The following is a 14,411-nucleotide window of genomic DNA, read 5'->3' as shown; positions in this document are numbered from 1 at the left end:
CCGGCCCCCGCCGCCCGCGAGCGGGCCGCCGCGACCTTGCCCTGCAGACGGGCCAGCCCCTCCCGACGGTCGGCCAACGCCCGTGCGGCGGCCCGGAGTTCCCGCTCCGCGTCGGCCAGCTGCCGCTCCAGCTCGGCCCTCCGCTCCACCGACTCCGCCAGGGCGTACTGCGCCTCCTCCAGCGCCGCGCCCAGCTCGGCCTCCTGCTCGCGGATCCGGGCGGCCTCCCGCTCCATGTCCTCGGGGTCGCGCCCGCGACGCTCCTCGGCCTGCGGGGACTGGGCGTGCCGCAGGCGGGCCTCGGCCAGGCCGATCGTCCCGCGCACCCGCTCGGCCAGCCCCGACAGGTCGAACCAGGTCTGCTGCGCCGCCTCGACCCGCGGCCCCAGCTGACCGACCTGCGCCTCCAGCACCGCCTCCCGCTGCTGCAGCGCAGCCAGCTCCTGCTCGACGCCGCTGCGCCGCAACCGCAGCGCCATCTCGTCGGCGATCTCCTCCTCGACCGCCCTGCGCAGCGTCACCAGGTCGTCCGCGAGCAGCCGCAGCCGGGCGTCACGCAGGTCGGCCTGGATCACCGCGGCCCGGCGGGCGATCTGGGCCTGCCTGCCCAGCGGCTTCAACTGCCGTCGCAGCTCGTTCACCAGATCCTGGACGCGGGTGAGATTGGCCTGCATCGCGTCCAGCTTCCGCAGCGCCTTCTCCTTCCGCTTGCGGTGCTTGAGGACGCCGGCGGCCTCCTCGATGAAAGCGCGGCGGCCCATCGGGTCCGCGTGCAGCACCGAGTCCAGCTGGCCCTGGCCGACGATGACGTGCATCTCACGGCCGATGCCGGAGTCGGACAGCAGCTCCTGGATGTCGAGCAGGCGGCAGGTGTCCCCGTTGATCGCGTACTCGCTGCCGCCGTTGCGGAACATCGTCCGCGAGATGGTGACCTCGGTGTAGTCGATGGGCAGCGCGCCGTCCGAGTTGTCGATCGTCAGCGCGACCTCGGCGCGGCCCAGCGGCGGCCTGCCCGTGGTGCCGGCGAAGATGACGTCCTCCATCTTGCCGCCGCGCAGCGACTTGGCGCCCTGCTCCCCCATGACCCAGGACAGCGCGTCCACCACGTTCGACTTGCCGGACCCGTTGGGGCCCACGACGCAGGTGATGCCCGGCTCGAAGCGGAGCGTGGTCGCGGAGGCGAAGGACTTGAAGCCGCGCAGGGTGAGGCTCTTCAGATGCACGGGCCCCGCCTCCTCGTTCCGTTCGCTGTCCGGGGACGGGGACACAGTAACGGCAGCCGCTGACGCAGCCCTGGAGACAGCCCGGTTTCAGTCTCCGCAGGACAGGGCACTTCTCAGTTGAGAGGTCAACGACGATCTCGGAGGCAGCTCGGCGGCCGGTTCTCGGACGCTCGCGGAAACCCCGGACATGACGAAGGGACGCCTCGGAAAGGCGTCCCTAGCACTACCTGATGACGGCCGTTCGGCCTGACCTCGCGGAAAGGTCAGGTCACGCCGGAACCGCCTGGGCTGCGTCAATGCGGAGCAGCTGCTCGTGGTCCGCGACGGTCTGCAGCGCCTCGTTCTCGGCCTGCATCCGAAGGAGCTCGGATTCCAGGTCCTGCACGCGCTGCTGGAGACGCCGCATCTCGGCGAGCAGTCGGGGGTCGGGTCCGCCGACGTAACCGAGAAGCGCCTTTGCCATGATGAAGGGTCCTCCACGCTGTGTAACCGACCGCTGGAGTGGGTCGTGTGGGGTGTGGGTCCGCGCCCGGTGCGCCGCCTAAGCGCTCGGGGCCTGTTCGCCTTGGGCAGAACGTACGGGTGCGCGGGTTTTCAGCGTCTCACCAAACGCGAATACGGTCAACACGATCACGGCGCGCTACCACCGCGCGCACGCCCTCTCGGCGGACACCTCACGCCGACTCCGGCCCGTGGACCTGTTTGACTGCGGAGTCAACCACGTGCGGCGACGCAGCGCAACAGTGATCTGCGTCTCGGTGACGGCCGACCGCCTCAGCGGATCGCGAAGCCGTCGTAGCCGCCGTCCGGTGTGGCCCAGATCTCGGTGACGCCGTCCACGCGGCCGGGCGTGTCTCCGTGGCGCAGCAGATCGAGCAGTTTCTCGCAGTCCTCCCGGCTGCCCTCTGCCACGACCTGGACCCGGCCGTCGGAGAGGTTGGAGGCGTAGCCGCTGAGCCCGATCTCCAGCGCGCGGGACCGGGTCCACCAGCGGAAGCCCACCTGCTGCACCTGCCCCCGCACCCACGCGGTCATCCGGACCTGTTCACCCATGCACACAATCCTCCCACCCGGCCTCCCCGCCTCTTCGTGCCACCGCCGCCCGGAATGCCCTACGCTGCCGACCATCACCCCCACGGGTGAGCGACAGGGTCGAGCCTGTCGGGTCGGGGGGCCACGAGGAGGCGACAGCACAGATGCCGCGACATGCGCGCACCCCTGCCCCAGCCCCGGTTCCGGCCGACAGCCGCCGCGCGGCCAACTCCCGCCGCAGGAGGCGCGCCAAGCGCCTGCGCGGCTCGCTGCTGCTGTGCTGCCTGCTGCTGGCGGCCGGCGCGGGGGGCGTACTCGGCGGGGTGGTGCCGCTTCCGCCGGGAGTCTCCAAGTCCCTTGCCCTGAGCGGCGACTCGGCCACTCAGGCCGTCGCCTCGACCACTCCGGGCGGGCACCCGACCTCGCCCTCGACCGCCGCCTCCGGCGCGGCACCGGTGGTCGCCGGCACGACCCGGGTCACACCGGCCCCATCCGCATCGTCCCGTCCCGCCTCCCCGTCCGCCTCGGCGGACCCCAGCCCGGCCCCGCCCTCCGCCACGGCCTCCCACGTCGCCGCCGTCTCGACGCCGAGCACCCCCGCGACCACTGCCGACCCGGTCGCCGCGGCGCAGGCGGAGGTCCTCCGCCTGGTCAACATCCAACGGGCGCAGGCGGGTTGCGGCGCGCTCAAGGCGAGCAAACCCCTCGACGGCCTGGCCCAGTCGTTCAGCCACGAGATGGCGGTGCGCAACTTCTTCAGCCACACCGATCCCGACGGGAAGACCCCCTGGGACCGCGCCAAGGCCCTCGGCATCACCAACCTCGGCGGCGAGAACATCGCCCGCGGCCAGCAGACCCCGGCGGCCGTCATGGACGCCTGGATGCACAGCCCGGGCCACCGCGCCAACATCCTCAACTGCAGCTACCACTCCCTCGGTGTCGGCGCCTACTTCGCCCCCGGCGGCCCGTGGTGGACGCAGGACTTCGGCTTCTGAGAAAGCGTCAGGTCAAAGACCTGCCCGGTGCCCTGGGCCGTCCCCGGGCGCCATCCGCTCCCGCTCGCCGAGAGGAGCGACGACCGCATCCGCGGCTGCCCGGAATCCGGCAATCCGACCCCGGAGGACGTGGCCGGACTGCTGGGCGTTCCGGTCCAGGGGCTCCACGAGTGTCGCCGCAAGCGCACCGGCACTTGACGCCCCACAGCGGACCGGGATGCGGCGGAACGAGCCAGGCGCAGTTGGGCCGTCGCTGGGCGGCCATGCGAAGTGAATAGACGTCACCCGACAAACGACAACCGCCGACCACTCGATCGCAGGCCCGTGTGAGCGACAGCTGTCTCGCAGGTCAGCGACTCGGGACGTCACGTCTTCGGCTCCCGAGAGGGCCCCGAACCAGGCACCTCCGCGGCACCTGGCCCGACGCTCCGTCAGGTCACCTGCCACGGCCGCGCTCCGTCAGCGGTAGCGAGGCAGTCGAGCGGCGGGAACCGCAGTCAGTGGGGCCGGCTCGCGCGTCTGAGGACGCAGCTGACGAGAAAGCAGGCCATGCTCGCGGCGGCGGCGACGTCGGCCCCGTGGGGGGCGATGCCGGTGGCACGCCAGATCAAGGCGGCGGGGAAGACCAGCAGGCTCAGGAAGGCGACGAACGTGAGCGCGAGGTGGAGTCGGAGCTTCGCCGGAAGGGTGGCGCTCAGGACGACGGCCTCGGCGGGGACCCGGCGCAGCTCGATGTAGGACGCCAGGCCCAGGACGCTGCCGTCGAGCCCCTGCGCGGGGTCGCCGCCGGGTGCGCAGCTGTAGTGGACCGCCTGTCCCGGCCCCACCTCCGCCGTGACCGACGGGCTCGCGCACCAGTCGATTCTCAGTTGCAGCTGGTGGTCGCCGGGTGGCACCTGAAAGCAGAGGGACCGTCCGCGGCTGATCAGGCCGACCTGCGCACCGTCGAGCAGGACCCGGTAGCGGCGCAGGGCGTCGCGGTAGCCGCCGCGGGCGCGCGTCAGAGTGATCGTGCCGTACTCGCTCTCGTCGAGCGCCATGACGTCCCTCCCCCGGCCCGGGCTCCCGCCCTGCGGCAGCGCGATCCTAGTCCCGCCTCCGCGGCGCTGCGTGCCGAACGGCGTGGCGGACAGGGGTGTTGTGCGCGCCGGACCGCCGTCCCTGGATCGCGGGGCTCAACTCGTGCGCGGGCGCGGCAGCTTCTGGCAGCGGGGGCAGAAGTAGCTGGAGCGGTTCATCCACGCCGCGCGGCGCATCGGCGTCGCGCAGCGGTTGCAGGGCTCGCCCTCGCGGCCGTAGGCGTCCAGCGAGCGCGAGAAGTAGCCGGACTCGCCGTTCACATTGACGTAGAGGCTGTCGAAGGAGGTGCCGCCGACGGCCAGGGCCGCCGACATGACCTCGCGGGCGGAGGCCAGCAGCAGCTCGGCCTGGGGGCGGCGCAGGGTGTCCGCCGGGCGGTCGTAGTGCAGCCGGGCCCGCCACAGCGCCTCGTCGGCGTAGATGTTGCCGACGCCGCTGATCAGGCTCTGGTCCAGCAGCGCCCGCTTCACGCCCGAGCTGCGGCGGCGCAGTGCCGCGAGGAAGGCGTCGTCGTCGAAGCGCGGGTCCAGCGGGTCGCGGGCGATGTGCGCGAGCGAGACCGGCGCCGCGTCGGGATCGGCGGGGTCGGCGTCCTCCACCGCGAGGCCGCCGAAGGTGCGCTGGTCGACGAAGCGCAGTTCGGTGCCGAGGGTGTCCGCGAAGCGGACGCGCACCCGCAGGTGCGTCTCCTCCGGGGCCTCCTCGGGCTGGATCAGCAGCTGGCCGCTCATGCCCAGGTGGCCCAGCAGCGAGGAGCCGGTGCCGGGGAGCGGCAGCCAGAGGTACTTGCCGCGGCGCTGCGCGGGGCCGAGCGTGCGGCCGACCAGCTGGGCGGCGAAGTCCTGGGCGGTGCCCTGGTGACGGCGGATGGCCCGCGGGTGCAGCACCTGGACGGAACTGACGGTCCGTCCGCTGGCCCACTTGTCGAGGCCGCGGCGGACCACCTCGACCTCGGGGAGCTCAGGCACCTTCGGGCGCCGGGCCGACCCCGGGGGCGGCCACCGGCTCGTCGCCGTACTTGTCGCGGATGGCGAGGTAGGCGCTCTGCGCGGCCTTCTGCTCGGCTTCCTTCTTCGAGCGGCCGTGGCCCTCGCCGTAGTCCTGGCCGCCGACGCGGGCAGCGGCGGTGAAGCTCTTCTCGTGGTCCGGACCGGACTCGGTCACCACGTACTCGGGGACGCCGATGCCGACCGTCGCGGTCAGCTCCTGCAGGCTGGTCTTCCAGTCCAGGCCGGCGCCGAGGTTGGAGGAGTGCTCGATCAGCGGGTCGAAGAGGCGGTGCACGAGTTCGCTCGCGCTGTCCAGGCCGCAGTCCAGGTAGACCGCGCCGATCACCGCTTCGAGGGTGTCCGCGAGGATCGAGTTCTTGTCCCGTCCGCCCGTGCCCTCCTCGCCGCGGCCGAGCCGGATGAACTCGCCGAGGCCGAGGCCCCGGGCGACCTGCGCCAGCGCGCGGGAGTTGACCACCGCGGCGCGCAGCTTCGCCAGCTGGCCCTCCGGGAGGTCGGGGTGGACCCGGTACAACGTGTCGGTGACCACCAGGCCCAGTACCGAGTCGCCCAGGAACTCCAGGCGCTCGTTGGTGGGCAGTCCGCCGTTCTCGTAGGCGAAGGAGCGGTGGGTCATCGCCCGCGTCAGAAGGGACGGCTCGATGGTGTAGCCGAGCCGTCCCTCCAGAACGCTGTACCCGGTGCCGGCGTGCGACGCAGACGCTGACATCGTGTGAGCTCCAGCCGTCAGACCGACAGGACCTGACGGCGGTTGTAGGTACCGCAGCTCGGGCACGCGATGTGACCCAGCTTCGGCTGGTGGCAGGCCTCGCACGCCACGAGCGCGGGAGCAGTGGCCTTCCACTGCGAACGGCGGTGGCGCGTGTTGCTGCGCGACATCTTCCGCTTGGGAACAGCCACGGCTATTTCTCCTGGTTCTCGGCGGCACCCTCCCGGGTACCGCTGGCATCTTCGTCGTCGGCCCCGGAGGTCGCGGCCGACAGTCCCTGCAGTGCCGCCCACCGGGGGTCGACGGCGTCGTGGTGGTGGTCCGGGTCGTCCGAGAGCCGCGCCCCGCATTCGGAGCACAGGCCCAGGCAGTCGTCCTGGTCCACCGGCTGCAGCGGCAGTGCGAGCACCACCGCGTCACGCAGCACCGGCTCGAGGTCGAACAGGTCGCCCTCCAGCCGGGAAGCCTCTTCGTCTTCCTCCTCCTCGTCGGAGTCGGAGACGCCCCCGAAGCGGTCGGCCGCCTCGGGGTAGTAGTACAGCTCCTGGAAACGCACGTCGAGGTCCTCCTCGACGGGCTCCAGACAGCGTACGCACTCGCCCTTCGCGGAGGCCGAGGCGGTACCCGTGACGAGTACTCCCTCGATCACCGACTCCAGGCGGAGCTCGAGCTCGATCGGGCTGCCCTCGGGAACGGCGATGACCTCGTTGCCGAGGTCCGCCGGGGCCGGCACCGAGCGGGTCACCGTGCGCATCGCCCCAGGCCGACGGCCCAGCTCGTGTGTGTCGAACACAAGCGGGTTGCGGTGGTCGAGGCGGTTCAGGGCTTCCTGCTCTCTACGGTGGTACTCGGCTCGGCGCGTTCCGGGCAGCCGACAGTTCCGGCACAAGTCCGGAGTGGTCAGGATACCGGACCGGGGAACCCGGTCCCAACCACCGGGGTCAGTGGTGGCCCTGGCCGTACTCGCGCAGCTTGCTGACGTCGATGAAGCTCGTGTCGAAGAAGCTGGTCTCGTCCAGCTGCTGGGCCGGGATGTGCACCTGCTGGACCGGCTGAGCCTGCGGCACCGGCTGGCCGTAGGCGTCGTAGCCCTCGTACCCGGCGGCGGGCTGCTGCGGGTAGTAGGGGTCGTAGCCCTGCTGAGGCTGGTGTGGGGCGTACTGCTGCTGCTCGTAGACGGTGTCGTAGCCGTACTGGTCCGGCTGCGGGGGCTGCCAGTACTCGACGGTGGTCTGCGGGGTCAGCTCCTGCTGCGGCAGCAGGCCCTGCTGGGCCAGCTCGGCGGCGACGGCGGCCTGGCGGGCGTCGCCCTGCTCGACCGTGTTCCCGCTGTGCTGGTCGGCGGCGGCCAGGTAGTCGGCCAGCTCGTCGATGGGCTTCTTGCCGAGCAGCTTGTCGCGGCCGCGGCCGACGGCCTCCAGGGTCTTGCCGAGCGCGGCCTCCAACGTGGCCAGCTTGACGTCCACGTACTCGTCCACCTCGGGCGAGGGCGAGCGGAAGGCGTCCTGGGTGAACTCCTCGCCGTCCTCGCCCTCGACCGGGGCGCCGCTTGCGGCCAGCTTGGCGCGGCCGCGGGAGATGGCCCCCAGCGTCTTGGTCAGCACGACCTCGAAGTTGGCCAGCTTGCTGTCGACGTAGTCGTCGGCCTCGCGGCGCTGCTCCTCGGCCTCGGCCCGGGCCTCGCCGAGGATCCGGTCCGCCTCCGCCTGGGCGTGCAGCGCGATGTCCGTGCCCGAGATCAGCTGCTGCCGCTCCTGGTGGGCGGCGGCGACGATCTGCTCCGCCTCGCGGCGGGCCTCCTCGACGACCAGGTCGCCCTGCTGGACGGTCTGCTGGGCCTGCGCGATCTCGCTCGGCAGCGCCTCGCGCAGCTCCGCCAGCAGGGTCATCAGCTCGGTCTTGTTGACCACGATGGATGCCGACATGGGCATCGAACGGGCGCCCTCGACCATGGCGGTGAGCTGGTCGAGCTTCTGCTGCACGTCCACTGGATCACGCTTTCCGTGGGGAGCGTTCGGACCTTTTCGGGAACCGCACTCTACTCGGCCCGACTGTCCCGCCACCGCCACGGGCGGGCAGAACTACGACTTGCCCTGCTGGTCCGCCCTGCGCTCGGCGATTCGCGCGGTGAGCCGGCGGAAGACCAGCTCCGGCACCAGGTGGGAGACGTCGCCCCCGTAGCCGGCGACCTCCTTGACCAGGGAGGAGGAGAGGAAGGACCAGGTCGGGCTGGTGGGCACGAAGAGCGTCTCGACTCCGGTCAGGCCGTGGTTCATCTGGGCCATCTGCAGCTCGTAGTCGAAGTCGGAGACCGCGCGCAGGCCCTTGACGATGGCCGGGATCTCCCGCTCCTTGCAGAAGTCCACCAGCAGCCCCTGGTGGGACTCGACCCGGACGTTGCCGTAGCCGGCGGTGGCCTCGCGGATCATGTCGATCCGCTCCTCCACGGTGAACAGCCCCGCCTTGGAGCGGTTGATCGCGACGGCGACGTAGACGGTGTCGTAGAGCCGGGAGGCGCGCTCGATGATGTCGAGATGTCCGTTGGTGATCGGGTCGAAGGACCCCGGACACACGGCACGGCGTTCGGTGGACATCTGGCTCATCTCTCTCACTCACTCCCCGGCTTCGTCGACGGCGGTGGCGGCGGCAGCACGCCCGTACCAGAGGGTGGCCTCGCCGTAACGTCGCTCACGGATCGCCAGAAAGCCCTCCGGCCAGGCGAATTCACCGCCCCTGGTGCTGCGCTCCACAGTGGCGATCGCGTCGTCCGTGATCCAGCCCTGGCGGGCGAGTGTGATCAGCATCTCGCGCAACGCGGCGTCCGGGACGGCGTAGGGCGGGTCGAGGAAGACGACGTCGTAGGGCATGCGGGGAGGCTCCCCGGCGAGGACACGCTCGGCCTTGCCGGAGCGGACCTCCGCCCCGGGCAGGCGGAGGCTGCGGATGTTGGCGGTGATGGCCTTGACCGCTGCCGGGTCGGCGTCGACGAGCAGCGTGTGCGCCGCGCCGCGGGAGAGCGCCTCCAGGCCCACGGCGCCCGAACCTGCGAACAGGTCGAGCACCCGGGCGCCGGAGAGGGAGCCGCGCAGCGACTCCAGCGTGGAGAAGAGCGCCTCCCGCGCACGGTCGGAGGTGGGGCGGGTGCCCTCCCCTGGCGGTACGGCCAGCCGGCGGCCCCGGGCCGCCCCGGCGATGACGCGGGTCATTGCGCTGCTCACACCTTCGGAACTGAGTGCCTGCGGTCGCCCCCACGCTATCCGCTGACGGCTCCGCCGACCCCGGAGCCCCAGCTCCACTGCGCCGTCAGTGGCCCCTGCGAGGNGCCCGCTCAGGGCAGCCGGCACCGCCAGGCCCTCCGGGCAGAGGGCGGCCGCAGGCCGGTTTCGTGAGGCGGGCGGAGAACCGGGGATCAGGCGCGTCGCCCCGCGAGCCCTGCGAGCCCTGCGGGACCACCTTCGCCAACCCGGGCACGGCGGCCCGCCCGTGGGCTGAACCCGAACCGCCCCCTGCACCGGACCGCCCGGGCGGCTTCGGGTCAGGGGGCGCAGATCGGAGTGGTCTCCCCCGCCGGGCGAGGAGGATGTGCCCTCCGAAGCGGTGATCCGGACGGCGCGCGACGGAAGGGCGGGCCCTCCACGGGGGTCTTCCGAAGGGCCCGGAGCGCGAGATTGGCCCCCACGGCGGTGGCCCGAACGGTCCAGCGCCGATGGTGAACCCACCGGGGTAATCGTGCCGGAGGGCCCGGAACGGGAGATGGGCCCCCACAGCGGTGGCCCGAACGGTCCGGAGCCGACGGTGAACCCACCGGGGTAATCGTGCCGAAGGGCCCGGAGCGCGAGATAGGCCCCCACAGCGGTGGCCCGAACGGTCCAGCGCCGACGGTGAACCCACCGGGGTAATCGTGCCGAAGGGCCCGGAGCGCGAGATAGGCCCCCACAGCGGTGGCCCGAACGGTCCAGCGCCGACGGTGAACCCACCGGGGTAATCGTGCCGAAGGGCCCGGAGCGCGAGATAGGCCCCCACAGCGGTGGCCCGAACGGTCCAGCGCCGACGGTGAACCCACCGGGGTAATCGTGCCGAAGGGCCCGGAGCGCGAGATAGGCCCCACAGCGGTGGCCCGAACGGTCCGGAGCGGAAGGCGGGCCCTCCGGGACGGTGGTGCCGGAGGGCCCTGGGCGGTCAGGGCTCTGACGGGGCGTCACCTGCGCCCAGCAGCGCCGGGGAGGCGTAGCGGGACCAGGAGAGGCAGCCGTCGGGCGGGCAGTACTCCGGGCGGCGGGGGTCGTGGCCGAGCTCGCGCAGCTTGGTGCGGACGGAATCGGGCGTGCGCCCGAAGCGGGCGGCTATCCGGGCGACGGTCTCGCCCTCGTGGAACCTGCGGACCAACTCCTCCTCGTGCTGCGGGACCCACGGCGCGCCGTGGCCCGGGTAGAGCTCGCGCAGCACGTCACGGTCGGGGATGGGCTCGGAGACGTCGGCGACGATGGCCAGCGCGCGCAGGGCGCGGTTGAGTGCGATCCGGAGCGAGGCGGTGTCCTCGACCGGGAGGCGCAGCCGGCCCGAGGCGATGGGCTCGCCGGGCGCGCCCTCGCGCCAGCCGGTGAGGGTGAGGGCGACCTCGCGGTCGTCCTCGCTGGAGAGCTCGATGCGGAAGACCTTGTCCCCCAGCGGAAGCTCGTTGAGGTGACGGAATGCCATGGAAGTACCCCCTGCCAGGTGGGCTCCTGAACAGTTCCCATTCTCGCAGGGGGCACTGACAATTCCCGGTCCCGGAACGGGCGTTCAGCCCTTCTCCAGGAAGTCCGCGCGGTCCGCGGCGAGCAGGCTGTGCAACGCCCCGCGCAGCGCCGGATGGGCCGTCAGGTCCGGGTCCTGCTCGACGAGCCGGCTCGCCTCCGCCCGCGCCTCGGCGATGACGTCCTCGTCGTCCAGGACCGAGAGCACCCGCAGCGAGGACTTCACGCCCGACTGCGCCTGGCCCAACACGTCGCCCTCGCGGCGCTGTTCGAGGTCGATCCGGGAGAGCTCGAAGCCGTCCAGGGTGGCCGCCACCGCCTCCAGCCGGGCCCTGGTGGCGGTGCCGCCGGGCAGGTCGGTGACGAGCAGGCACAGGCCCGGCGCGCTGCCGCGGCCCACGCGCCCGCGCAGCTGGTGGAGTTGGGAGACGCCAAAGCGGTCGGCGTCCATGATGACCATCACCGTCGCGTTCGGGACGTTGACGCCCACCTCGATGACCGTGGTCGCCACGAGGACATCCACCTCGCCGGCCGCGAAACGGCGCATGACGTCGTCCTTCGCGTCCGGGGCCATCCGGCCGTGCAGGATGCCGAGGCGCAGGCCGGCCAGCGGTCCGGCGCCCAGCTGCTCGGCGACCTCCAGCACCGCCAGCGGCGGACGCCGGTCCTCCCCGTCCGCGCCGGAACCGGCACCGGACCTGGCGGCCTTCTTCTGCTTCTTCTCGTCCTCCTCGTCCCCGATCCGGGGGCAGACGACGTACGCCTGGTGCCCCTGGGCCACCTCCTCCCGGACCCGTTCCCAGGCCCGCGCCAGGAAGTTGGGCTTCTCCGCGACCGGGACGACGTGCGACGCGATCGGCGAGCGCCCGGCCGGAAGCTGGTCCAGCACCGAGGTCTCCAGGTCCCCGAAGACCGTCATCGCGACCGTGCGGGGGATCGGCGTGGCCGTCATCACCAGCAGGTGCGGCGGGCGTTCGCCCTTGGCGCGGAGGGCGTCCCGCTGCTCGACGCCGAACCGGTGCTGCTCGTCCACGACGACCAGGCCCAGGTCGTGGAACTGCACCACGTCCTCGATCAGCGCGTGCGTGCCGATGACGATCCCGGCGTCCCCGCTGACCAGGTCCAGCAGCGCGGCACGGCGGGCGGGGACGCCCATCGAGCCGGTGAGCAGGGCGACCTTCGTGCCGACCTCGGAGCCTCCGAGCATGCCGCCCTCGGCGAGGTCGCCCATCATCTCGGTGATGCTGCGGTGGTGCTGCTGCGCCAGCACCTCGGTGGGCGCCAGCAGCGCGGCCTGGCCGCCCGCGTCGACGACCGCGAGCATGGCGCGCAGGGCGACCATGGTCTTGCCGGAGCCGACCTCGCCCTGGAGCAGCCGGTGCATCGGGTGCTCCGCGGCCAGGTCGCCCAGGATCTCGGCGGAGACCTTCTGCTGACCCGCCGTCAGCTCGAACGGGAGCCGGGCGTCGAACGCGTCCAGCAGGCCCCCGGGCCGGGGCACACGCGGTACGGCAGGGCGCGCGGAGTCGTCCGCACGCCGGAGGGCGAGCGCGGTCTGCAGAACGAAGGCCTCGTCCCACTTGAGCCGGGACCTCGCGGCCTCCACCTCGGCCCGGTTGCGCGGCCGGTGGATCTGCTCCAGCGCCTGACGCAGCGGCAACAGCCCCTTGTGCGAGAGCAGTTGGGGCGGCAGCGGGTCCTCGAGCGCGTCCCAGTCCACGACCGGGAGGAGCGCGTTCACGGCCTTGGCGATCTTCCATGAGGGCAGCTTGGCCGTCGCCGGATAGACCGGGATCAGCCGCCCGGCGAACTCGTCCACCGCGTCCGGGTCGGTGTCGCTGCCGAACAGCTCGTAGTCCGGGTTGGTCAGTTGCCGGGTCCGGTTGAAGACACTGACCGTGCCGGCGAACATGCCGCTGCGGCCGGGGACCAGCTGCTCCTTGCGCCAGGGCTGGTTGAACCAGGTGAGGCTGAGCCGCCCGCGCCCGTCGGTGACGACGACCTCGAGGCGGTTGCCCTTCTTCGCGCCCCGGAAGGGGATCAGCGTCGTCTTCTCGATCCGGGCCACGACGGTGACCTGCTCGTCGAGCTCCAGCTCGTCCAGGCGGGTGAGCTCGCCCCGCTCCGTGTAGCGGCGCGGGAAGTGGTGCAGCAGGTCTCCGACGGTGTGCAGGTCCAGCCCCTCGGCGAGCTGCTTGGCCGAGGCGCCGCCGACGAGCTTCTTCAGGGGTTCTTCGAGCGCGGACACGCCTACAGTCCTAGCACCTCCCCCTGACGGGAGGCCCCAGCCCGGGCCGCCGTGCCCGGCTACTCCACGCCGATCAGGAGCAGCGAGGACTGCTGGCCGCCCTCGTAGACGACGGTGTCCACGACGGGGTTGGTGCGGCGCACGTGGGACACCAGGGATTCCGCGACGCTCTTCGGCAGGTCGTCGCCGAGGATCAGGGTGACCAGTTCGCCGCCCGCCGCGAGCATCCGGTCCAGCACCACGGACGCGGTCCGCTCCGGGTCCTCGCCGATCACGGCCACGTCGTCGTCGATGAGCCCGAGCACGTCCCCGGCCTGGCAGACCCCGGCCATGGTCCAGGACTCGCCCTCCGCGACGGCGAGTTCGGCGTAACGGGTGGCTCCCGCCGCCGAGGTCATGGCGACCACGTCCTCGTCGAACCGCCGGCCGGGCTCGTGCACGGCCAGGGCGGCGAGGCCCTGGACCGGCGAGCGGGTCGGGATCACCGCCAGCCGGATGCCCTCCCGCCGCAACTGCTCCGCCGCCGCGCCCGCGGCGGCGCGCAGCTCGGCGTCGTTGAGCAGCAGCACCACCTCGCGGGCCCCGGTGCCGCGGACCGCCGCGGCCAGCTCGCCAGTGGTCGGGGCCCGGTCCGGATCGGCGTGCAGCACGGCCGCCCCCGCGTCCGCGCACAGCCCGGCCAGCCCCTCGCCGTGGACGATGCTGACGACGCCGCGACTGTCCGCCGCCGCTTCGGTCTCCGCCCTGCCCGCCTCGACGGCGGCCGAGGCGAAGTGCGTGATGCGGATGCGGTGCGGCCGCCCCGCCTCGANCGCCTCGACGGCGGCGCCGGGGTCGTCCACGTGCACGTGGACGTTCCACAGCCCGTCGCCGCCGACCACGACGAGCGAGTCGCCGAGCGCACCCAGCCTGGCCCGCAGGGGAGGCAGCGCCGCGTCCTCGGCGTCCAGCAGGTAGATGACCTCGTAGGCCGGGCTTCCGGGGGCGATCACGTGCGGCGTGTGCGGCAGCTGGGCCTCTGACAGCCCGTCAGCAGCCAGGGCCAGGGGGCCCAGCGGCCGGTTGCCGCTGAGCGCGTCGGCGAGCGCGCCGAGCACGGCGACCAGGCCACGACCGCCCGCGTCCACGACGCCCGCCCGGGCCAGCACGTCCAACTGCCCTGGCGTGCGCGCCAGCGCGGCCCGGGCCGCGCGGTGCGCCTCCTCGGCGACGGCGGCGAGACCGGCGTCCGAGGGCAGCGCCGCGACGGCGTCGGCGGCGGCCGCGGCGACGGCNGCGGCGGAGAGCGTGGCGGCGATGCCGCGCAGCAGCTGGGAGAGGATCACGCCCGAGTTCCCGCGGGCCCCGAGCAGCGCACCGTGCGCCATCGCGCGGAGAG

15 protein-coding genes are annotated in these 14,411 nt (G+C 72.7%); 1 reads left to right on the top strand and 14 read right to left on the bottom strand.

What is annotated here, in order from left to right; translation table 11 throughout:
• From ACFP3V_RS06215 to ACFP3V_RS06205, 3 genes are all read right to left on the bottom strand, one after another.
• The coding region (locus ACFP3V_RS06215; RefSeq protein ID WP_380580581.1) for a chromosome segregation SMC family protein at window positions 1-1,223 on the bottom strand (1,223 nt) is incomplete at its 3' end.
• A 268-nt stretch (window positions 1,224-1,491) separates the two neighbouring features.
• Window positions 1,492-1,686, bottom strand: coding sequence for a hypothetical protein (locus tag ACFP3V_RS06210; protein WP_380580579.1), 195 nt, complete (start codon window positions 1,684-1,686; stop codon window positions 1,492-1,494).
• A 311-nt stretch (window positions 1,687-1,997) separates the two neighbouring features.
• The gene (locus ACFP3V_RS06205) at window positions 1,998-2,276 is read right to left on the bottom strand and encodes an acylphosphatase (RefSeq protein WP_380580577.1); all 279 of its coding nucleotides are present in this window, start codon (window positions 2,274-2,276) and stop codon (window positions 1,998-2,000) included.
• Window positions 2,277-2,419: 143 nt separating this feature from the next.
• Between ACFP3V_RS06205 and ACFP3V_RS06200 the strand changes: the two genes are divergently transcribed.
• Complete coding sequence (locus ACFP3V_RS06200) at window positions 2,420-3,250, top strand: CAP domain-containing protein (protein WP_380580576.1); 831 nt, start codon at window positions 2,420-2,422, stop codon at window positions 3,248-3,250.
• 497 nt (window positions 3,251-3,747) lie between these two features.
• Here the strand turns inward: ACFP3V_RS06200 and ACFP3V_RS06195 are convergent, their stop codons facing one another.
• From ACFP3V_RS06195 to ACFP3V_RS06145, 11 genes are all read right to left on the bottom strand, one after another.
• Window positions 3,748-4,290 carry a hypothetical protein gene (locus ACFP3V_RS06195; RefSeq protein WP_380580574.1) on the bottom strand — a complete coding sequence of 181 codons (543 nt, stop codon included), beginning with the start codon at window positions 4,288-4,290 and terminating at the stop codon, window positions 3,748-3,750.
• Window positions 4,291-4,425: 135 nt separating this feature from the next.
• Window positions 4,426-5,298, bottom strand: coding sequence for a bifunctional DNA-formamidopyrimidine glycosylase/DNA-(apurinic or apyrimidinic site) lyase (gene mutM / locus ACFP3V_RS06190; RefSeq protein WP_380580571.1), 873 nt, complete (start codon window positions 5,296-5,298; stop codon window positions 4,426-4,428).
• Window positions 5,291-6,049: a ribonuclease III gene (gene rnc / locus ACFP3V_RS06185; protein ID WP_380580569.1), complete on the bottom strand. Its 759-nt coding sequence runs from the start codon at window positions 6,047-6,049 to the stop codon at window positions 5,291-5,293. The genes mutM and rnc overlap by 8 nt, the downstream gene beginning before the upstream one ends.
• A gap of 17 nt (window positions 6,050-6,066) precedes the next feature.
• Entirely contained in the window at window positions 6,067-6,240 is a 174-nt protein-coding gene (gene rpmF / locus ACFP3V_RS06180) for a 50S ribosomal protein L32 (RefSeq protein ID WP_380580567.1), read from the bottom strand.
• A 2-nt stretch (window positions 6,241-6,242) separates the two neighbouring features.
• Window positions 6,243-6,803, bottom strand: coding sequence for a YceD family protein (locus ACFP3V_RS06175; RefSeq protein ID WP_380580565.1), 561 nt, complete (start codon window positions 6,801-6,803; stop codon window positions 6,243-6,245).
• A gap of 187 nt (window positions 6,804-6,990) precedes the next feature.
• Window positions 6,991-8,037: an ATP synthase F0 subunit B gene (locus ACFP3V_RS06170; protein WP_380580563.1), complete on the bottom strand. Its 1,047-nt coding sequence runs from the start codon at window positions 8,035-8,037 to the stop codon at window positions 6,991-6,993.
• 93 nt (window positions 8,038-8,130) lie between these two features.
• Entirely contained in the window at window positions 8,131-8,643 is a 513-nt protein-coding gene (gene coaD, locus ACFP3V_RS06165; RefSeq protein ID WP_380580670.1) for a pantetheine-phosphate adenylyltransferase, read from the bottom strand.
• Window positions 8,644-8,661: 18 nt separating this feature from the next.
• Window positions 8,662-9,255 carry a 16S rRNA (guanine(966)-N(2))-methyltransferase RsmD gene (rsmD, locus tag ACFP3V_RS06160; RefSeq protein ID WP_380580561.1) on the bottom strand — a complete coding sequence of 198 codons (594 nt, stop codon included), beginning with the start codon at window positions 9,253-9,255 and terminating at the stop codon, window positions 8,662-8,664.
• Between the two features lie 973 nt (window positions 9,256-10,228).
• The gene (locus ACFP3V_RS06155; protein ID WP_380580559.1) at window positions 10,229-10,747 is read right to left on the bottom strand and encodes a hypothetical protein; all 519 of its coding nucleotides are present in this window, start codon (window positions 10,745-10,747) and stop codon (window positions 10,229-10,231) included.
• 84 nt (window positions 10,748-10,831) lie between these two features.
• Complete coding sequence (gene recG, locus ACFP3V_RS06150; RefSeq protein WP_380580557.1) at window positions 10,832-13,033, bottom strand: ATP-dependent DNA helicase RecG; 2,202 nt, start codon at window positions 13,031-13,033, stop codon at window positions 10,832-10,834.
• A 59-nt stretch (window positions 13,034-13,092) separates the two neighbouring features.
• The coding region (locus ACFP3V_RS06145) for a DAK2 domain-containing protein (protein WP_380580555.1) at window positions 13,093-14,411 on the bottom strand (1,319 nt) is incomplete at its 5' end.

Origin of the sequence: Streptacidiphilus monticola (genome assembly GCF_042658505.1) — a bacterium.
In the GTDB taxonomy this organism is placed as follows: domain Bacteria; phylum Actinomycetota; class Actinomycetes; order Streptomycetales; family Streptomycetaceae; genus Streptacidiphilus; species Streptacidiphilus monticola.
This window is presented reverse-complemented; position numbering and strand designations above follow the sequence as displayed.